The 18,935-nt window shown below is 51.5% G+C and carries 17 protein-coding genes; 8 read left to right on the top strand and 9 right to left on the bottom strand.

The annotated features are described in order from the left end of the window. Positions 1–23 precede the first annotated feature (23 nt). The 6 genes from V7723_RS08230 to V7723_RS08205 form a co-directional block, all read right to left on the bottom strand. Positions 24–824 (bottom strand): transglutaminase family protein, encoded by an 801-nt coding sequence (locus V7723_RS08230; RefSeq protein ID WP_335683975.1) that lies wholly within the window; start codon positions 822–824, stop codon positions 24–26. A gap of 8 nt (positions 825–832) precedes the next feature. After that, complete coding sequence (locus V7723_RS08225) at positions 833–1,774, bottom strand: alpha-E domain-containing protein (protein WP_335683974.1); 942 nt, start codon at positions 1,772–1,774, stop codon at positions 833–835. A gap of 7 nt (positions 1,775–1,781) precedes the next feature. Then, entirely contained in the window at positions 1,782–3,209 is a 1,428-nt protein-coding gene (locus tag V7723_RS08220; protein WP_335683973.1) for a circularly permuted type 2 ATP-grasp protein, read from the bottom strand. A gap of 164 nt (positions 3,210–3,373) precedes the next feature. Further along, a complete protein-coding gene (locus tag V7723_RS08215; protein ID WP_335683972.1) occupies positions 3,374–4,336 on the bottom strand; it encodes a TAXI family TRAP transporter solute-binding subunit in 963 nt (320 codons plus the stop codon). 34 nt (positions 4,337–4,370) lie between these two features. After that, positions 4,371–6,248, bottom strand: a complete 1,878-nt coding sequence (locus V7723_RS08210) for a TRAP transporter permease (RefSeq protein WP_335683971.1) — start codon at positions 6,246–6,248, stop codon at positions 4,371–4,373. Positions 6,249–6,427: 179 nt separating this feature from the next. Then, positions 6,428–6,919 carry a GlcG/HbpS family heme-binding protein gene (locus tag V7723_RS08205; RefSeq protein WP_335683970.1) on the bottom strand — a complete coding sequence of 164 codons (492 nt, stop codon included), beginning with the start codon at positions 6,917–6,919 and terminating at the stop codon, positions 6,428–6,430. A gap of 161 nt (positions 6,920–7,080) precedes the next feature. On the opposite strand from V7723_RS08205, the gene V7723_RS08200 reads away from it, so the two are divergent. Then, the gene (locus V7723_RS08200) at positions 7,081–7,797 is read left to right on the top strand and encodes a GntR family transcriptional regulator (protein WP_335683969.1); all 717 of its coding nucleotides are present in this window, start codon (positions 7,081–7,083) and stop codon (positions 7,795–7,797) included. 22 nt (positions 7,798–7,819) lie between these two features. Here the strand turns inward: V7723_RS08200 and V7723_RS08195 are convergent, their stop codons facing one another. Next, positions 7,820–8,686, bottom strand: a complete 867-nt coding sequence (locus V7723_RS08195) for a fumarylacetoacetate hydrolase family protein (protein ID WP_335683968.1) — start codon at positions 8,684–8,686, stop codon at positions 7,820–7,822. A gap of 243 nt (positions 8,687–8,929) precedes the next feature. Here V7723_RS08195 and V7723_RS08190 point away from each other — a divergent pair, with 243 nt between their 5' ends. Both V7723_RS08190 and V7723_RS08185 read left to right on the top strand, forming a co-directional pair. Then, positions 8,930–9,820, top strand: coding sequence for a 3-keto-5-aminohexanoate cleavage protein (locus tag V7723_RS08190; RefSeq protein WP_335683967.1), 891 nt, complete (start codon positions 8,930–8,932; stop codon positions 9,818–9,820). Between the two features lie 12 nt (positions 9,821–9,832). Further along, complete coding sequence (locus V7723_RS08185; protein WP_335683966.1) at positions 9,833–11,308, top strand: carnitine 3-dehydrogenase; 1,476 nt, start codon at positions 9,833–9,835, stop codon at positions 11,306–11,308. Here the strand turns inward: V7723_RS08185 and V7723_RS08180 are convergent. Continuing rightward, positions 11,298–12,518 (bottom strand): TauD/TfdA family dioxygenase, encoded by a 1,221-nt coding sequence (locus V7723_RS08180; protein ID WP_335683965.1) that lies wholly within the window; start codon positions 12,516–12,518, stop codon positions 11,298–11,300. The two genes, V7723_RS08185 and V7723_RS08180, sit on opposite strands and share 11 nt — an antisense overlap. 104 nt (positions 12,519–12,622) lie before the next feature. Between V7723_RS08180 and V7723_RS08175 the strand changes: the two genes are divergently transcribed. Then, entirely contained in the window at positions 12,623–13,558 is a 936-nt protein-coding gene (locus V7723_RS08175; RefSeq protein WP_335683964.1) for a GlxA family transcriptional regulator, read from the top strand. 9 nt (positions 13,559–13,567) lie between these two features. Here the strand turns inward: V7723_RS08175 and bhcR are convergent, their stop codons facing one another. Then, positions 13,568–14,395, bottom strand: coding sequence for an HTH-type transcriptional regulator BhcR (gene bhcR / locus V7723_RS08170; RefSeq protein WP_335683963.1), 828 nt, complete (start codon positions 14,393–14,395; stop codon positions 13,568–13,570). 222 nt (positions 14,396–14,617) lie between these two features. Between bhcR and bhcA the strand changes: the two genes are divergently transcribed. From bhcA to bhcD, 4 genes are read left to right on the top strand one after another with little or no spacing between them, the layout of a single operon-like run. After that, positions 14,618–15,808, top strand: a complete 1,191-nt coding sequence (gene bhcA, locus V7723_RS08165) for an L-aspartate--glyoxylate aminotransferase BhcA (RefSeq protein ID WP_335683962.1) — start codon at positions 14,618–14,620, stop codon at positions 15,806–15,808. Between the two features lie 7 nt (positions 15,809–15,815). After that, positions 15,816–16,787 carry a beta-hydroxyaspartate dehydratase BhcB gene (gene bhcB, locus V7723_RS08160; RefSeq protein WP_335683961.1) on the top strand — a complete coding sequence of 324 codons (972 nt, stop codon included), beginning with the start codon at positions 15,816–15,818 and terminating at the stop codon, positions 16,785–16,787. Positions 16,788–16,802: 15 nt separating this feature from the next. Continuing rightward, positions 16,803–17,957 (top strand): DSD1 family PLP-dependent enzyme, encoded by a 1,155-nt coding sequence (locus V7723_RS08155; protein ID WP_443024204.1) that lies wholly within the window; start codon positions 16,803–16,805, stop codon positions 17,955–17,957. A 12-nt stretch (positions 17,958–17,969) separates the two neighbouring features. Then, positions 17,970–18,935, top strand: a complete 966-nt coding sequence (bhcD, locus tag V7723_RS08150) for an iminosuccinate reductase BhcD (RefSeq protein WP_335683959.1) — start codon at positions 17,970–17,972, stop codon at positions 18,933–18,935.

Raw genomic sequence — 18,935 nt, 5'->3', positions numbered from 1 at the left:
TTGGTTATTCTTTCTTACGGACTTTATTGTTGCACTTGCAGCGACACGCTCATGGTTTCTTCGCTGCTGCCCATCCGTATTCCGGAAATTGGCGCGGCTTCCTTGTAATCAAGCCCGGTCGCAACCCTGATATAGCGTTCGTCCGGCGAGATACAGTTTGATACATCAAATCCAATCCAACCGATACCTGAAATATGTGCTTCCGCCCAGGCATGGGTTGCATCTTGATCAATCCGGTCATCCATCATCAAATAGCCACTGACATATCGGGCCGGGAATCCCATGGACCGGGCCGCCGCCAGAAAAATATGAGAATGATCCTGGCAAACGCCATGGCCAGAAATCAAGGCATCTTCCGCCGTGGTTTCCGAATGGGTTCGACCGGTTTCATAGGACACCTTGCTGGATATCAGGCTGGAGAGTGAATGCAGGCGGGCAACATCGCTCACAAATTCTGTGCCAAGCTCTTTGACCAGCACCTTTATGTTTTTGCCCGGTTTGGTCAGCTCCGTTGAGCGGTTAAAGAACCACAACGGTGCGTAGCCCCCATGTCTGCCAATGATGCCATCGTCATTGGTGGTTTCAACTTCACCGGCGCAGCGAATGGAAATTTCCGTGCATTCCGGATCGACACTGACCAGAAGCACGTGATTGTTATGCTGATCCTCGAATTCCAGTTCTTTCTTGCCGCCGTTGATAACCGTTTCCCAATTGATGATGGATTGTCCGGCCCGGGATTTTGGCGTCAGGCGAACTTGTTGCAACCCATATTGCAGGGGTTCGTCATATTGATACTGGGTGGTGTGAGAAATTTTCAATCGCATGGGCTATCTCATCCTGTGAAGCGGTAATCTTCTTCGATTTGAGCCGCCAGCGCAATGTTATCTCGAATGAAGTCGGTTATAAATTCATGCAGGCCCATCTCAAAAATCGTCTCGATCGTGCAGTTGCGAAGCCGGGCCATGATGGCGCCTGCCTGATCTTGGCTGGCATGCCGGACACCATAATCTTCCTGTAAATACTCAAGATTATCGGTGACCTTGGCATAGCAAAAGCCGAGGGATCTTGGCAGCGATCGATCCAGCATCAGAAATTCGGCGATACTTTTGGGCTTGATGTCACCTTGATGCATCCAGCGAAAGGCCCGTTGCGCTGACGCCGAGCGTAAGATGGTTTCCCATTGGACATTATCCATGGACGAACCGACAAAAGCCGCAGACGGCAGGAGGACGTAATATTTCACGTCCAGGATACGGGCCGTATTATCGGCCCGTTCCAGAAACGTTCCGAGCCGGGCAAAGTCATAAATATCATTGCGCAGCATGGTACCGTGCAACGCACCGCGCACGAGGGCACTTTGCTGTCGTATTGTCCCCAGAATATCAGGCAGTTCCCGGGTATTGATGGGCGGGGCTAACAACGCTTTCAATGTCATCCAGCATTCGTTGGTTGCTTCCCAGACCTCCCGGGTGAGGGCGGTCCGTACCAACCGGGCGTTATTGCGGGCTTCTTCAATAACAGACATTACACTGGACGGGTTGCTTCGGTCGCGCAGCAGGAAGTCGATCACGTATTGCGCTTCATAATGATCATATTGGTCAAGATATAATTGCTTTGATCCGGCAGTTGCGACAACAGATTCCCATTCACTTTCGGCGGCGCTCGATCGGGTCAGCGCAATACGAAATCCGGCGTCCAGCAGACGGGAGGTATTCTCGCTCCGTTCGAGGTAGCGAAACATCCAAAAAACACCGCCTGCAGTTTTGCCCAGCATAATTTCGTTATTCCTCCAATACCCAGGTGTCTTTCGTGCCGCCGCCCTGGCTTGAATTGACCACCAAGGATCCTTCTTTCAAGGCGACCCGGGTTAGCCCGCCCGGGGTAATATCGATACGCTGCGGGGACACCATGACAAAGGGGCGAAGATCCACGTGACGCGGCGCCAGGCCTTTTTTGGTCAGGATAGGGACCGTCGACAAAGACAATGTCGGTTGCGCGATGTAATTCCCGGGATTGGCTTTTAGCTTTTTTGTAAAGGCTGCAAGTTCCCGTTTGCTTGCCGCCGGTCCGACCAACATGCCATAGCCGCCAGAGCCATGAACTTCCTTGACCACCAGTTCTTCAAGATTATCGAGAACATAGGCCAAAGCGTCAGATTCGACGCAACGCCAAGTGGGGACATTTTTGAGAATTGCTTTCTCACCGGTATAAAACTCGACGATTTCCGGGATATAGGAATAAATCGCCTTGTCATCGGCAATACCGGTGCCCGGCGCATTGGCGATTGTGATACCACCGGCGCGATAGACATCCATGATCCCCGGCACCCCGAGCTGTGAGCCCGGATTGAAATTCATGGGATCCAGATAATCATCATCGACCCGACGATAGAGGACATCGATGGGGGCGTACCCGCGGGTTGTCCGCATGGCGATGCGGCCATTTACCACACGGAGGTCATGACCCTCTACAAGTTCTGCACCCATTTGGTCGGCGAGAAAGGAATGCTCGAAATAAGCGGAGTTGTGAATACCGGGCGTCAAGACGGCGAGCACTGGATCACCAGAACACGCGGGCGGTGCGCAGGCGGTTAGCGAACGCCGTAGATTTTTCGGATAATCGCTGACGGCCTTGATTTTTATCTTGGCGAAAAGTTCGGGAAACATATGCAGCATGGTTTCCCGGTTTTCCAGCATATAGGACACCCCTGAGGGGGTGCGCGCGTTATCCTCCAGAACATAGAAGTCGTTCTCGCCGGTGCGGACAATATCGGTGCCGACGATATGGGTGAACACATTGCCGGGCGGCGAGACACCGATCATTTGCGGCAAAAACGCCTCGTTATTCTGGATAAGTTCCGCCGGGACACGGCCAGACCGCAATATTTCCTGTCGGTGGTAGATATCATGCAAAAACGCATTGATGGCCTGAACTCTTTGCTCGATCCCGCGCGACAGGCGGGCCCATTCGCGGGCGGAAATTATTCTGGGAATAATATCGAACGGGATCAGTCTCTCGGCGGCTTCTTCGCGTCCATAGACATTGAATGTTATGCCGGTACGCCGAAAAAAAGCTTCAGATTCCAATGACTTCTTGCGCAACCGCGCGGCGTCTTCTTTTTCGATCCAGCCTTGATAATCATCATAGGGTTCGCGGACCTGATTGTCGGAACCAAACATTTCATCAAATATCGAAGAGTCTGAAGTCATGCATATACAGTATAGAGTTTGCGTCTACTGGCAACAATATTTTCTGCTACTTCAGGTAGTTAGATGTCTATCTGGTTAATCTTGCGGCATGCCAAGATCTATAGTTAGCGACAGGAAGCGGTAAAGTAAGGGCGGCAAATTTTCTGCTTGCCGCCCTTGAGTGATTATTTGATTTGACCAATTTCCTTATAGAATTTTAGCGCACCAGGATGATAGGGAACCGGATTTTCGCGGACCATCATGTCGGGCTTGAAGCGCTTGAAGGCGCCAAAAGCCGCACCCAGTGCCTGCTTGTTTTCATACATGGTTTTGGTCAGTTGATAGACGACGTCGTCGGAGACATCGGCGCCGGTCAAGACAAAGAAGTCAACTTCAATCATATAAGTCGGATCGGTGACAACCCCGGTTTTGCCTTTATTGGGCGCGATGCTGACGATCCTTGCGGAGGGCAGGTTTTTCGCGACCGCCGCCTGGGCCTCTGGGGAATCAACCAGTGAGACATAGCGCCAACCGTCTTTCATGGTGGCCATGGCTTTTTTACCGACGCCGGCATTCATGGGAACCAGGGCGGCGTCCACCCGATCTTCTGCCATGGCGTTAATCGCCTTGACGAAATTCGGCATGGGAACTTTTTTTGCATCGTCAATAGTCAACCCACCTGTGGCCAACGCTGCATTCGAATAGTAATGGAATGTGCGGCCGGAATTATATCCCGACGGCAGCCGCGCGCCTTTCAAATCGGTGATGGTTTTGAAGTCCGAATTCGTTGGTACCGCGAATGATGTTTGGGTTTCGAACGCCACGCCGACCAGGCGCAGGTTCTTGTTTGGGCGTTGGTCAAAACTTCCCGTTCCCTCATAGGCAAATGTGGCTTCGCCGCCATTAGCAAATCCGAAGGCCAGACGGCCCGTATTGATCAGCGGGATATATGTGGAGGATCCGGCATACGGCGCGACGCGATATTGCTCACCGGTTTTTTCGACCAGAACTTTTGAAATGGCCGCGCCCATGGAATAGAAAAGCGAGCCCTGCTGATTGGTTCCCATGGAATAAGTTTCGGCCTGGGCGTTGAAAGTGAGGGAACCCGCAAGTGCAACCCCCATCACCAATACATTAAAATTTTTCATGTTTTGCTCCTTTTATATCAATTTCGTTCATGTGTTAGGTGACGGCAGCGCGCCGGGCGGACAAATGATCCCACAGCAAATAACTGCCGCCCAGCAGCGTCGCTATCACCATGGGCAGTGGACCATTGGCCAACGTCCCGCTCGGCAATAAAGCGGCAATTCCGGCTATCAATAAAAACAATCGAAACGGTGCGGATTGTGGGCGGGCGAAATATCCGACGACAGCGACAGAAATCAGATATACGCCAAACACGGCAAAAAACAGGTTTTGCAGAATGACGGCAGTACTGCCGTTCATGAGCAAGGCTGGACTGAAGATGAATAAAACAGGCACCACATAGGCAACCCAGCCCATTTGCATGGCCGCCAAGCCGGTGCGCATGGGGCTTGCCCCACTGATGGTCGCCGCGGAAAAAGCGGCCAGCGCAATAGGCGGGGTGATCATGGACATCATGCCGAAATACAGAATGAACATATGGGCGGCCAGCGGCGCGATGCCCGTTTCGACCAGCGAAGGGGCGACCAAGGCAGCCAAAAGAACATAGACACCAGAGGTCGGCATCCCCATGCCGAGGAAAATACAAATACCGGCGGATACCGCCAGCAGAGCCGCGATATGGGTGCCACCGAGATCGATGAGGGCCAGGGTCAGGGCAAATCCGCCGCCCGATAAGTTCAACAACCCAATGACGAAGCCGGCGCCGGCAACGATCATGGTCAGCTCAACCAGCGACTTGCCGGTTTCGGGAAAACAAGCGACAAGCCCTTTGATCGACAGACGATGCCCCTGATAACTGCGCAGGGCACCACCGATGACGATGGAGACAGCGCCATAGAGTGCGGCCAGCTCCGCCGGCACGTGGAACTGGAACATGGCTCCCAGCAGAACGACGAACGGCAAGATAAGATGCCAGCCCTCTTTGAGAATGTCTACAACCGGTCGGGTCTCTTTTTCTGCTGTCGAGATCTGGTCACGGGCCGCAATAAGGTCAACCTGGCAAAACACCGAGACATAATATAGCACCGCCGGAATGATCGCCGCGATCACCACTTCTGAATAGGGAATTTCAAGGGATTGTGCCATCAGAAAGGCCGCCGCGCCCATAATTGGCGGCATCAATTGTCCGCCCGTGGAGGCGATGGTTTCGATGGCCCCTGACTGCGCCGAGTTATAACCGGAGCGTTTCATGAGGGGGATGGTCATGACGCCCGTCGTCACCACATTTGAAATGGCACTGCCGGAAATCGAGCCGAACAAAGCGGAAGAGACAATGGATATTTTTGCGGCCCCGCCGCGCCGCCGCCCCATCAACGCCATGGCCAGATCAATAAAGAATTCACCGCAGCCGGTCTTAACCAGAAGCTTGCCGAAGAAGATGAAGACGATGACGATGGAGGCGACAACACTGAGCGGGGTGCCGAGTATGGCGTTGGGATCAAAGGTGAGATAAACCAAGGTTTCCGGCAACGTCGCTGGCGATGCTGTAAGGGGTGCCGGCAAATGAGCCCCAAACAGTGTATAGACAAAAAATAGCCCGATAATCACCAGCAGAATCCATCCGCCTGTCCGCCAGATGGCGATGGCTGCCAATAAGGTTGCAATGGCAGACAAGATCTGCATTTCCACGGTGAGGTAGGGAAAATCGAACTGGAATCGGGCATAATCAATACCAACAAACGAAAAGGTTGCCAAAGCAAGCAGCGCGCAAAAAATGAGAATAGTCCCCCGACCTCCTCTGGTTGCGCGGTTCAGGAAGGACAAGGAAATGGCCAGGCCCAGGACACAGGCTAGAAATTGTTCCCGCGCCACTTCCAGTCCAAGTGTGATCGGCGCCTGCAGGGCCCAAAGGATGCTGAGGAGTGGGATTGCGGCCGCAATGGCGTAGGCCAATCCGTTCACCCAAGCCGGCATATTCTGCTCTTTGGCCGAATAATCGATAACCTGTTCCTCCCAATTTATCGATTTAAATCGTTTTTTTTTAATTATATACGATAATTTCGAAAATACTAGAATTCTTTCGTCAATTCCGAAGAGTCTGAAGAGAATATCATAGCGCCAGTTAGGTATCACAGAGCCCGCTGCCCGGTGTGTTAGAGGCCCGCCTTGTCCCAGTTTTCTGATGGATCTTCCGGCGAGGGCGTAAGGCCAGCCTTTTTGACGCCGACGATCGCGCAATATTCATCTTTGTCCGAAGCATCCCCGCTGATCCCGATAGCTCCGATTGCCTCGCCGCTATCATTGCAAATCAGGACACCCCCCGGCACCGGTATAAACCGCCCCTGGGAGGCTGCGCTGAGGGCGCCTTGAAACGCCGGTCTGTCGGCCAGACGATCGCGAATGGTGCGGCTGGAAATCCCCATACCAAGAGCGCCCCAGGCTTTTCCAATGGCAACATCACCGCGCAGAATGCCGCATCCGTCATCGCGCTTGAAGGCCAGCAAATGCCCACCGGAATCCAGTACGGCCACGGTCAGAGGCAACAGCTCTGCGTCTCGTCCGGCCTGCAAGGCGAAATCGATGATTTTCTCCGCCTGGGATAGCGGCAGTGGGACGGTGAGATGCTTGACGTAATAATCGGACATGACGGTTTTCCTCTTTAGCGTTTGATCGATGCGGCGGGACAATACACGGTGTTATTTCGCAATTGTGAAATAGAGTTTAGGTGACTTGCGCGCGAATTCGTCGTAAAATCTCCCGGCTTTGGCAATTAGGATTATGATACCTTTTATGGGAAATGACGCAAATGAGCGAATTGGCCACTGATCGGGAAGCACCCCGAAAAAAAGTAAAAACTGCGAGCTCGACCCTTGCCACAACAGTTTATGACCGCATTCGTTCGGATATATTATCAGGCGCCCTGTCGCCGGAGAAGAAGCTACGGACAGAGGAGTTGAGAGAACTTTATGATGCGGGTAATAGTCCCATACGCGAAGCATTAAATCGACTTTCCTCCGATGGATTCGTAGTGCGCGAAGAACAGCGTGGTTTTCATGTTGCCTCTGTCAGCCGGGCCGAATTGCACGAGCTGGTGAAAACCCGCTGTTGGCTGGAAGAAACAGCCCTGCGCCAATCTATTGCGAATGGTGACGATGCCTGGGAAGAAAAACTTGTCGTGGTTCATCATCGTTTATCCAAAGTTCCGCGGTTCACCGATGAAGAAAATTATGCGCGCAATCCCGAATGGGAAATCCAGCATCGTGAATTCCACATGGCGCTGATCTCGGCTTGTGGGTCGCGGTGGCTTATGGGCTTTTGCGAGCAATTGCATGATCAGTCAGATCGATATCGGCAATTGGCTGTGGCGACGAGCTTCCCTGCGCGAGATCCAAAAGACGAGCATTTGGCTATTTTTTCGGCAGCCATCGCGCGCGATGCGGATACGGCAGTTGACCTTCTGTGCAATCATTATAAGCGCACCGCCAAAATCATTGATACATCAGGATCCACGTTTATCGATTAAGGCGACGTGCGGATCCATAGGACTAGAACAAACACTCTTCGTAAATGGGGTTTGAAAGCTTTCCAATGCCTTCAATGCTGACCTCGCAGACATCACCGGCTTTCATCCAGACGGGAGGCGTGCGGGCGTAACCGACACCGGACGGCGTGCCCGTAACAATGACATCACCGGGTTTCAAGGTCAGGCATTCACTCAGTATTGCGATCAACCTGGCGATGGGAAAAACAAGATCGGCGGTCGTGGCATCCTGCATCAACTCACCGTTCAAATGAGTTTGGATGGACAGGTTGTCGGCACCGGGCGGAAGTTCTTCCGGCGTCACAAGAATGGGGCCGAAGGCGCCGGTATTGTCGAAATTCTTGCCGATGGTCCATTGCGAACTTTTCCGTTGATAGTCCCGCAAGGTGGCGTCATTGAAAATTGAGTAGCCGCCCACATAATCGAGGGCATCCGCTTCGCTGATATGTCGGGCTTCCTTGCCGATGACGACAACCAGTTCGCCCTCGAAATCCAGCTTATCGGAGCAATCAGGTCGGACAATGGCGTCGCCATCGGCAATCAGGGAACCATTCGTTCGCATGAATATTTCTGGATATGTGGGCGTTTCTGCGCCGCCTTCTTTCGCATGCGCCGCATAGTTACGGCCGATGCAGATGATTTTTTCAGCATCCTCAATCGGTGGTAAGAGCGAAAGGTCTTCGAGGGCGAGCTGCGGCACAGTTGGGTTGGCGGAAAGGGCTGTCTCGATTTCCGGTAGCCGATCTTGCGCCAGAATTTCGCGTAAAGTCGTCGGCAGTTCCGGAATGAGCGCAGTAAGATCGATGACACCATTGGTGCTTTCAACGCCAATCCGGCGTGAATTTTCAAGATGGAACGATAGTAAGCGCATTTTCCCTCCGATTTTGTTCTCTGATAAAAGGCCGTAATTTTCAAGCATGTCAATATTTAATCGAATATATTTGATAAATAGATAAAATATCGAAATTAATATCTAACTATCCGCGGATACCATGAATTCCGCCGACAATTCAACGAAGGTGTGTTTTTTGATCAGAAAATTGCATTTTTAGGACAAATTCATTTGCGACGATCCCCCTATACTGAATATCTGACAATCTGTGGAGGCAAGTGAATGAATTGGGATGTTTTTATAACCTGTGCGGTAACGGGATCGGGCGATAGTGCGGGGAAAAGCGATAAAGTGCCTGTCACGCCGGCTGAGATTGCCGATGCGGCGATAGAAGCGGCCAAAGAAGGGGCGGCCATCGCCCATATTCATGTTCGGGATCCGCAGACCGGCGCCGCGTCCCGGGACCCCGAGCTGTATAAGCAGGTGGTGGACCGCATTCGCAGTCAGGAAACGGATATTATTATCAACCTGACGGCCGGAATGGGCGGGGACGTGGTGTTTGGTGGGGTGGAGCAGCCGTTACCGCTTAACCCGGTGGGAACAGATATGGTAGGTGCTACAGAGCGTATGGACCATGTGCGCGACTTGTTGCCGGAAATCTGTACCCTTGATTGCGGCACCATGAATTTTTCCGAAGGCGACTATGTAATGACCAATACGCCGAGCATCCTGCGGGAGATGGCACGGCAGATGACGGCGCTTGGCGTGCGCCCGGAAATAGAGGTTTTCGATACCGGGCATCTGGTCATGGCCAAGCAGCTGGTGGCGGAAGGCCTTATTGAAGATCCGGTCATGGTGCAGCTCTGTATGGGGATTCCATATGGGGCGCCGAATGATCCGCTGAGCTTGCTGGCGATGACCCGCAATATTCCCGATAGCTGGACCTATTCTGCCTTTTCCATCGGACGCATGCAGTTGCCCTATGTCGCCATGGCGGCGCTAGCCGGCGGCAATGTCCGGGTTGGTCTGGAGGATAATTTGTATCTGGGTAAAGGCGCGCTGGCCTCTAACGGTGATCTGGTTGCTCGGGCGCATCAAATCCTGACGGCCATGGGCGCCCGTATTCTGGGTCCAGATGACGTCCGCAAGAAACTGAAACTGATCAAACGCTAGAGGGCAACCGACATGCAGGCAGTATCGAAAGTTGCTATTATTGGCGGCGGTGTCATTGGCGGCGGATGGGTCGCCCGGTTTTTGCTGAACGGGATAGATGTCGCGCTGTATGACCCGGCGCCGGATGCCCTCGTTAAAGTGACCGGCCTGATTGACAACGCCGAGCGGGCCTATGACGAGCTGCTGGGTATTCACCGGCCACCGAAGGGAACCTTAAGCCTTGCGGCGGATATTGAAACCGCTGTTCGGGGTGCTGATTTCATTCAGGAAAGCGCGCCTGAAAATATTGACCTCAAGCAATCCATATTGGCGGAGATTGATCGCCATGCCCCGACATCAGCGTTGATTTGTTCGTCCACATCCGGGCTGCGGCCGACAGACTTGCAAAAGAACCTGAGCTATCCGGAACGGTTTATGGTGGGGCATCCGTTTAACCCGGTTTACCTGCTGCCGCTGGTAGAAATTTGCGGCGGGGAACAAACCTCGGCAGACAGCAAGTCGCGGGCCGCGGAAATTTACCAAAGCCTTGGTATGAAGCCGTTAGTGCTGCGAAAGGAAATTGATGCCTTTATCGCCGACCGTCTGCTGGAGGCTTATTGGCGTGAAGCTTTATGGCTGGTCAAAGACGGCATCGCCACTGTTGAGGAAATTGACGATGCCATTCGCTATGGGGCAGGGTTGCGCTGGGCCATGATGGGCACCTTTCAAGTATATCGCATCGCCGGCGGTGACGCGGGCATGCAGCATTTCCTGTCGCAATTCGGGCCGTCGTTGAAATGGCCCTGGACAAAATTGATGGACGTGCCAGAGCTGGACGATGACTTTATCAATCTGATTGCCCAGCAATCCGACGACCAGGCAGGCGACCTTTCGATCAAGGAACTGGAGCAAATTCGCGATACCGGTCTGGTCGGTTTTCTTAAGGTTCTGCAGAAATTGGACTGGGGTGCCGGGGAAGTTCTGGACGATTATGAGACGGCGCTTAAAGCTTCGAGACCGACTGCCGAGTTGGATCTCCAGCACCCGTTGCCGCTTTTCAAGACCAACATAAAATCAGACTGGATTGATTATAATGGTCATATGACCGAGCATCGTTACTTGCAATTATTCGGGGAAACCACGGATGAGCTCCTGACTTATATCGGTATGGATGCGGCGTATCTCGCGGATGGACACTCTGTCTACACGCTCGAAACTCATTTGCGCCATTTGAAGGAAGTCGCGCAAGGGGAGCGGGTTTCCGTGACAACTCAACTTTTGGGTCTGGATAGCAAGCGGGTCAGAATTTTACATGTCATGACCCTCGACAGAAGTGAAGAGGTGCTGGCGACCGCCGAACAGATGCTCATGCATGTGGATACCAACGCCGGAAGTGCCAGTGAATTTGGCAGCGGTCTTGCCGCCCCTCTGTCGACGATTTGGTCAGCTCATCAGCATTTGCAGGTGCCAAATTTTACCGGCAGGGGTATTCGCGCCCTTAACGGGTAGCGTCTTTCGCGATGGTTTTCGCCCGCTCCAGCATTCGAAGGCGTGAGCCAAGATCATCCCGATCCAGATAACATCCTTCCAGATACCGGTGGCCGGTGTTGGGGAAAAACTCGGTGCGCGCATGCAGCGCCCGCCGGTTATCGAAGGCGACCATGTCGCCGGGCGCCATTTTGAACTGAACCCGCATGCGGTCCTCGTTCAATAACCGCATGAGATAATGCTTTGCCTCGAGCGCGGCTTTCACCTCTTCATGAGGCAGATGTGTGAACGGCGCTGTCAGGAACGTATTGATCCGGGATTCAATTGGTTCGCCTCTGGAATCGAGTTTGATCAACGGCCCACTGGCCCGGTAATCACAATCGACGGCACGGTTCTGAAAACAATAATCAACGGTGGTGACAATTCGAAAGATATCCGGAGCTTCTTCTTTGAGGATCTTGGCCGCATGATAGGCATCGGCAAAGCGGCTTTCCCCGCCGTCCGCCGCATTTTCAATACAATGTAGAAACTGCAGGCCGGGCGGTGTTTCCCGAGTTGGCAAATCCATGTGCAGCGGCAATTCCACGGAAAGATAGGCGTTGGAATCTGCATCGGGTTTCGAGACGACGTCAAAAACGGTCCCGAAATTTGTGCTCCTGATCTTGCCAATGCGTTCCGCCAGATGTGCCACTCTGCCATGTTCCAGAGGGACATTTTGAAGTCGCGTCAAGCCATAGCTATCCAGCGCCGTCAGCCACTCATATAAATGATCATCATTTTCAATAATACCGGTGGCGTCAAACTCCGGCACAGTAAAATCACATCCCCATGTCGGCCTTGTATGACCGCGTTCCGCACGCGCCCAGTCATCATAACAATTGGCCCGCAGCCAACCCGGATGATATCGGCTGGCATGACCCTGGTCGGACCAGGTCACAAGCAGATACCCCATCTCGTCCAATCGGCATTCCATCGCTTGAATATCCATGGGGATGTCGGTGATATCAATCAAGGTTTCTCGTGTGATGTCGCTATGACAAATGGTGCAGGGACATTGTTCACGTAACCATAAGGCTAGAAAACGGCTGCTCTTCTGATCATCCCAGTCGACGATAAGGTCGCCGTCGACGAGGCGCGCGCGCTTGATCTGAGCAGTGATCGGCCAAATACCCATATCCGGTATTTCAAGCCTCGATGAGACCTGTTGTGCAAATAGAGGTGCGGAATTCATAGCAAGACTCCCTTTGACTTTTTACAAGAATATCGTGAAATTGAAAAAACAGTTTGACGGAAAAACAATATTTGTTGATCAAAAGTTACGGAGGTTTTCATAAAATGAAAAGGGTTGGTATCGTTTTGTTCAACGGATTCCCGATGATCTCGCTGTCATCGATCATCGAACCTTTGCGCATCGCCAACAGGGAGAGCCGCGTTCCGGTTTTCGAATGGAAAATTATGACCGAGACCGGGGAGCCTGTTCACTCTTCCAGTAAAATTGAAATAATGGCGGACCACAGCTTTGATGAGGAGTATTCACCGGATATCCTGCTAATACTGGCGTCGTATTTTCCAGAAAAAACAGTCACAGAACCTGCTATAAAGTTTGTGCGTAAACATGCGGCGCGTCATATTCTTTTGGGGTGTGTTGATACAGGGGCTTTATTGATGGCCGAAGCCGGCATCTTGAAAAACCGAAAGGCCGCCGTTCATCATGAAAGCCTGAAGGCTATTCGTGATCGACATCCGGCGCAGATATTTATTGATCGGCTATTCGATTTTTCAGGTGATTTTTGCTCTAGTGCCGGCGGGGTCGCGACGCTGGATATGACGCTTGCCCTCATCGCCTTCTGCGAGGACAAAAAGCTATCTAAAGCCGTGGCAGAGGCACTTAATTATCGTCCATTGACGACCTCGTTGGCACAAATTGAATTGGGGCAGGATTGGTCAGTCGCGCGGCTCGATCGACGGTTGGCGCTGGCCGTTGAAATTATGCAGGACACAATTGATGCTCCGGTGTCGATTGCCGAATTGGCTCGGAAAACGGATTTAAAGGGATGGCAATTGCGGCGAAAGTTTCAGAAATTTTTTGGGGAAACACCGGCCCGTTATTACCTAAATTTAAGGCTTGAAAATGCGCGGGCCTTGCTCAAGAACTCTCCAGCCTCTGTCGGGCATATTGGCATCCAATGCGGGTTTTCAAATGTCGAAACACTGAGTAGAAGCTATCTAAAGAAATATGGAATTCAACCGTCTAAAGACCGTAATTATTGACATTGTTGCCTAGGAATCAGGAGCAGTTCCGCCGATAAGTGACGTGATTTCCGCAGCGGCATGTTTAACTTTTGGCGCGAGTTCCGCGATACTGGCATCCGGGAAGCGGGCAGTCGGTCCAGAAATAGATATGCCGGCGATAGCTTCCCCATGATAATTATGGATAGCTGCCGCAATGCACCGCATACCGGAATATCTTTCTTCATCGTCAAACGACCATCCGCGGTCGGCAATATTTTCAAGATCTGAGAAAAGAGCGTCTGCAGACGTGAGCGATTTTTCTGTAAATTGTTGCAGGCCGTGTTTTTGAAGGATCATCTCAACGCTTTTTCTGGGAAGCTCCGCCAACAATGCTTTTCCAATACCTGAGGCATGGATAGGGCCCCGTGTGCCAGAACTAAAGAAGGCCCGAATGGGATTTTGGGTTTCCACTTGGCTGACAAAAACAACCTCGCCATCATCGGCGATGGCGAGATTTGCAGTCTCCCCTGTCTCTTCCATCAAGCGACGCATGACGTCGCGACCGGCTTCGACCAGATTGGTTTGCTGGACGAAGGCATTGCCAATGCGGAAGGCTTCAACACCTATCGTCCATTCCTGTGTACTGGCGTCAAACTCAACAAATCGGTGCTTTTGCAAGGTGATCAGCAGCCGATGGGCGGACGACGGAGGAAGGCCGATTTGTAGCGCCAGTTCCGTCAGTGTTGTTTTCCCGACCCGCTCCATCGCCTTTAAAAGAACCAATCCACGATCCAACGCCTTGACGGTGGACCCTTGTCCTTCAGCGGAGACTGATCTCGGGCGACCACGAGAGCGCTTCGGCGTTGATTGTTGCATTTAACAAGTTACTCCCTGACATATCCAAATCACCTATTTTTACCCTACCTTCTAAAATTTATTTTTTAAAGGAAAAATATTCTAAAAAAGTGAAAAATTAATATATCAATAATAACAATAGGTTACATATTTAATAGGATAAAATGGAATAATATTTCAGAAAAATTGCAAAAATAATTATCAGCCCTATACTTAGGAGCAGATAACAAAAGAGGAAAACAAATGAGCAGTCAAAACCCTGTTTTTATTCCTGGGCCAACTAATATCCCGGACCGTTTGCGTCGCGCCATGAATGTTCAGACAACAGATCACCGCGCGCCTGACTTCGTGGATTTGCTGATCCCAATGCTCGAGGACCTAAAGAAGGTGTTCAAAACAGCGAACGGATATGTCATCACTTTTCCGGCCAGTGGTACGGGTGGTTGGGAAGCCGCGATAACCAACACTCTTTCGCCTGGTGACAAGGTTTTGGTGGCACGTTATGGAATGTTTTCCCATCGCTGGATTGACCTTTGCCAACGGCATAATCTTGATGTGGAAATCATTGATTGTGAATGGGGTGATGGCGCACCGGCGGATCGTTATGCGGAACGTCTTGCCGCAGACAAAAATTATGAAATCAAGGCTGTCCTGGTCACTCATAATGAAACAGCAACTGGCGTCGTTAGTGATATCAAGGCGGTACGCGGTGCCATGAACGCGGCCCAACATCCGGCTATGCTTTATGTGGATTGCGTCAGTTCGCTTGCTTCCATGGATTTTAGGATGGACGAGTGGGGCGTTGATCTCGCGGTTTCTGGATCGCAAAAAGGCTTTATGTTGATGACCGGAATGGCGATTGTTGGCGTGAGCGAGAAAGCCATGAAAGCCTGTGAAACGGCTACCTGTCCGAGATGCTTTTTCGATTTCCGGGATATGAAAAACGCCAATAAAAAGGGAGGTTATCCCTATACACCGCCTTTGCAGATCATTTATGGGATGCGGGAAAGTCTCGATATGTTGTTTGAAGAAGGGCTCGACAACGTGTTCCTCCGACATACGCGCATTGCTGAAGGCGTGCGCCGTGCGGTTCAAGCCTGGAACATGAGCCTATGTGCGCGGTCTTCCGACCTATATTCGGATACGGTCAGCGCGATTTATGTGCCTGAAGGCTTTGACAGCAACGTGCTAACAAATCACGCCTTTGATACTTATGGCGTGTCATTCGGGGTCGGGCTCGGTCAGATGGCAGGCAAGGCTTTTCGGATTGGTCACTTAGGATCTCTCACTGATGTGATGGCCCTTTCCGGAATTGCGACGATTGAGATGGCCATGAAGGACTTGAATTATCCAGTAGAACTTGGATCGGGGGTATCCGCCGCTCAGGAATACTACCGACATTCTACCGAAATCTCGAAACAACATGCGGCGTGAGAGGCAGATGAACCAGGATACTCAATTACATATCCCGAGTTACGACGACGTTGTCGCTGCTCATAGCCGGATTGCGCCGTATATACATCGGACGCCTGTACTAACCTCGCGTTTTTTTGACGAATTGACAGGGGCAAATCTGTTTTTTAAATGTGAAAATTTTCAAAAAGCCGGTGCATTCAAGGCCAGAGGTGCGTCCAACGCTGTCTTCGGCCTTAGTAACGCAGAGGCTGCAACTGGTGTTGCAACGCATTCGTCCGGAAATCACGGGTTGTCCCTTAGCTATGCAGCGGGACGGCGCGGGATCCCGGTAACGGTGGTTATGCCGAGGACGGCACCGGAAGCAAAAAAAGCGGCCGTTCGTGGATATGGTGGCAAGGTTGTTGAATGCGAGCCCAGTACCTCGTCTCGCGAAGCCGTTTTTGCCGAAGTCGTCGCCAAAACCGGCGCGGACTTCGTACATCCGTATAATGACCCCCGGGTTATTGCAGGACAGGCTACTTGCTCAAAGGAGTTGGTCGAAGATGTCACGGATCTTGATGCGGTTGTTGCGCCCATCGGCGGGGGTGGCATGATCTCCGGCTCGTGTCTTACGCTCTCTACCATATCGCCCAATACTAAAATTTATGCAGCCGAGCCGAAGAACGCCGACGATGCCTATCGCTCCTTTAAATCCGGGCATATCATCGCCGATGATGCTCCGGACACAATTGCCGATGGTTTGAAAGTGCCATTGAAAGATCTGACCTGGCATTTCGTTTCCAATCACGTAGAAGATATTTTGCTGGCGACGGAGGCGGAAATTATCGATGCCATGTATTTGGCTTGGCAGCGTATGAAGATTGTAATTGAACCCAGCAGTGCGGTCGCCATTGCTACTATTCTAAAGAACAAGGATCAGTTTGTGGGTAAGCGCGTCGGCGTGATCTTGACGGGCGGAAATGTGGATTTGAAAAAACTGCCCTGGATGAATTCTTAATCACTGGAGGAAAAAATGAACTCAATGACGAAAATAACGGACCCGGTTGTCGGTTTCAATGTGCCCGCTGCAGTTGGTATGGCGCTGGAAGATGTGTCAACGCCCGCCTTAATCGTTGATCTGGATGCGTTTGAGAGCAACGTCAAATATATGCGTGAATTTGTAGAAGCAAAGAACATACGTCTTCGTGCCCATGCGAAAACACATAAATCTGCAGATATAGCCTTATACCAAATTGAGCATGGGGGTGCCTGTGGTGTTTGCTGCCAAAAGGTTTCCGAAGCCGAGGCGATTGTTGCGGGGGGCGTCAAAGACGTCCTTGTTTCCAATCAAGTCGCCGATCCGCGAAAAATTGAACGACTTGCCCTATTGGCGGGAAAAGCACGCGTAATTGTTTGCGTTGATGATCTTGGAAACATAGATGATCTTTCGGCCGCTGCAATGAGGGCAGGTACAGCTATAGAATGCCTTGTGGAAATTGACTGTGGCGCAGGCCGTTGCGGCGTGCAATGGGGGCAACCGGTTGTCGAGCTTGCTATGAAAATTGCAAGCAGCGCCGGACTGACATTCGCTGGTATCCAAGCCTATCAAGGCGCTGCCCAACATATGCACGATTTTGAAGAACGCAAAGCCAAGATTAACACGGCTGTCGCCCAGGTCGCGGAGACAATCGAGCTGTTGAAAAAAGAAGGTTTGGAGTGCGACATTGTTGGTGGCGCTGGATCGGGTTCTTATTATTTTGAAGGAAGTTCAGGCATTTACAACGAAATGCAGTGCGGCTCTTACGTTTTCATGGATGCTGATTATCAGCGTGTAAAAGATGAAAATGGAAACTTTATATCAGAATTCCGAAACAGCTTGTTTATCTGGACATCAATTATGTCCAAGACGAAAAAAGAGGTCGCAATTTGTGACGCCGGACTAAAAGCGCAAAGTGTTGATTCCGGTTTACCTGTGATTTTTGGTCGAACTGATGTGGAATATATTAAGTGTTCTGACGAGCATGGGGTTATTTCAGATCCTTCCAATATCTTGAAGCTGAATGACAAGCTGAAACTCATTCCCGGTCACTGCGACCCTACCTGCAATGTTTATGATTGGTATGTCGGCGTACGCAACGGCAAAGTAGAATGTTTATGGCCTGTCACCGCTCGTGGTTTGGCATTGTAGAAAGAGGTTCGGATGCTTGTAGTTTCGGAAGAAGTGTGTCGGGAGGTTGTCGGACGTGATGACGCTTTTACTGCCGTCGAAAATGTTTTTGCCGCCATGGCAAAAGGAGACGCCTATAATTTTCCTGTCATTCGCGAAGCGATTGGCTATGCGGATGCGCTGTACGGCTTCAAATCAGGTTTCGATCGTCAAGGGTTGGCGTTGGGCCTTAAATCTGGTGGCTATTGGCCGGGAAATATTGATAAGGGACTAACCAACCATCAATCGACAGTATTTCTGTTTGATCCAGATACAGGTCAATTGCGTGCGCTGGTTGGTGGCAATTATCTGACCGCTGTGAGAACAGCAGCTGCCAGCGCTGTGTCTATCTCACATCTTGCACGGAAAGATTCCAAAGTGCTCGGCATGGTTGGTGCCGGTCATCAAGCGGCATTTCAGTTACGTGCCGCAGCTGAGCAAAGAGATTTTGAACGGGTCGTTGCATGGAACTTACATGCGGAAATGTTGGAGAGCCTAAGAGGCGTAGCCGATGACTTAGGCCTTCCATTTGACGTAGTGGAGCGGGAGAAATTGGGGGCAGAAGCTGATGTCATCATTACAATTACGTCGGCCCATGAAGCCTTGTTGATGAAAGAATGGATCAAGCCCGGAACCCATTTAGCTTGTATGGGCACAGATACGAAGGGAAAGCAGGAATTGGATCCAGCTTTGATCGCAGCGGCAAAGGTATTCACGGACGAAGTTGCTCAATCCATAACAATTGGCGAGTGTCAGCATGCGATCGCAGAAAACCTAATTCTCGAAAAAGATATTGTTCCCATTGGAGCGGTGATCAATGGAACTGAGGGGGGGCGGATGTCCGCTGAAGAGATTACAATTTTTGATGGTACGGGCGTCGGGTTGCAGGATCTCGCTGTCGCGAGCGTCGCCGCAGGTCTCGCAGAAAGCCTTGGGAAAGCGCAAAGAATTTCTCTATAG

The organism is Sneathiella sp. (assembly GCF_036960985.1).
In the GTDB taxonomy this organism is placed as follows: Bacteria; Pseudomonadota; Alphaproteobacteria; order Sneathiellales; family Sneathiellaceae; genus Sneathiella.
Note: the sequence above shows the minus strand (reverse complement) of the source record. Positions and strands in the feature narration are given on the sequence as shown.

Bases quoted from the DNA above. Each gene is read 5' to 3' on its own strand.
- bhcR (WP_335683963.1), bottom strand. From the start codon at position 14,395: ATGCAACAATCAACGCCGAAGCGCTCTCGTGGTCGCCCGAGATCAGTC.
- bhcD (WP_335683959.1), top strand. From the start codon at position 17,970: ATGCTTGTAGTTTCGGAAGAAGTGTGTCGGGAGGTTGTCGGACGTGAT.
- V7723_RS08205 (WP_335683970.1), bottom strand. From the start codon at position 6,919: ATGTCCGATTATTACGTCAAGCATCTCACCGTCCCACTGCCGCTATCC.
- bhcA (WP_335683962.1), top strand. From the start codon at position 14,618: ATGAGCAGTCAAAACCCTGTTTTTATTCCTGGGCCAACTAATATCCCG.
- V7723_RS08195 (WP_335683968.1), bottom strand. From the start codon at position 8,686: ATGCGCTTACTATCGTTCCATCTTGAAAATTCACGCCGGATTGGCGTT.
- V7723_RS08175 (WP_335683964.1), top strand. From the start codon at position 12,623: ATGAAAAGGGTTGGTATCGTTTTGTTCAACGGATTCCCGATGATCTCG.
- bhcB (WP_335683961.1), top strand. From the start codon at position 15,816: ATGAACCAGGATACTCAATTACATATCCCGAGTTACGACGACGTTGTC.
- V7723_RS08215 (WP_335683972.1), bottom strand. From the start codon at position 4,336: ATGAAAAATTTTAATGTATTGGTGATGGGGGTTGCACTTGCGGGTTCC.
- V7723_RS08225 (WP_335683974.1), bottom strand. From the start codon at position 1,774: ATGCTGGGCAAAACTGCAGGCGGTGTTTTTTGGATGTTTCGCTACCTC.
- V7723_RS08200 (WP_335683969.1), top strand. From the start codon at position 7,081: ATGAGCGAATTGGCCACTGATCGGGAAGCACCCCGAAAAAAAGTAAAA.
- V7723_RS08180 (WP_335683965.1), bottom strand. From the start codon at position 12,518: ATGAATTCCGCACCTCTATTTGCACAACAGGTCTCATCGAGGCTTGAA.
- V7723_RS08230 (WP_335683975.1), bottom strand. From the start codon at position 824: ATGCGATTGAAAATTTCTCACACCACCCAGTATCAATATGACGAACCC.
- V7723_RS08190 (WP_335683967.1), top strand. From the start codon at position 8,930: ATGAATTGGGATGTTTTTATAACCTGTGCGGTAACGGGATCGGGCGAT.
- V7723_RS08210 (WP_335683971.1), bottom strand. From the start codon at position 6,248: ATGCCGGCTTGGGTGAACGGATTGGCCTACGCCATTGCGGCCGCAATC.
- V7723_RS08155 (WP_443024204.1), top strand. From the start codon at position 16,803: ATGAACTCAATGACGAAAATAACGGACCCGGTTGTCGGTTTCAATGTG.
- V7723_RS08185 (WP_335683966.1), top strand. From the start codon at position 9,833: ATGCAGGCAGTATCGAAAGTTGCTATTATTGGCGGCGGTGTCATTGGC.
- V7723_RS08220 (WP_335683973.1), bottom strand. From the start codon at position 3,209: ATGACTTCAGACTCTTCGATATTTGATGAAATGTTTGGTTCCGACAAT.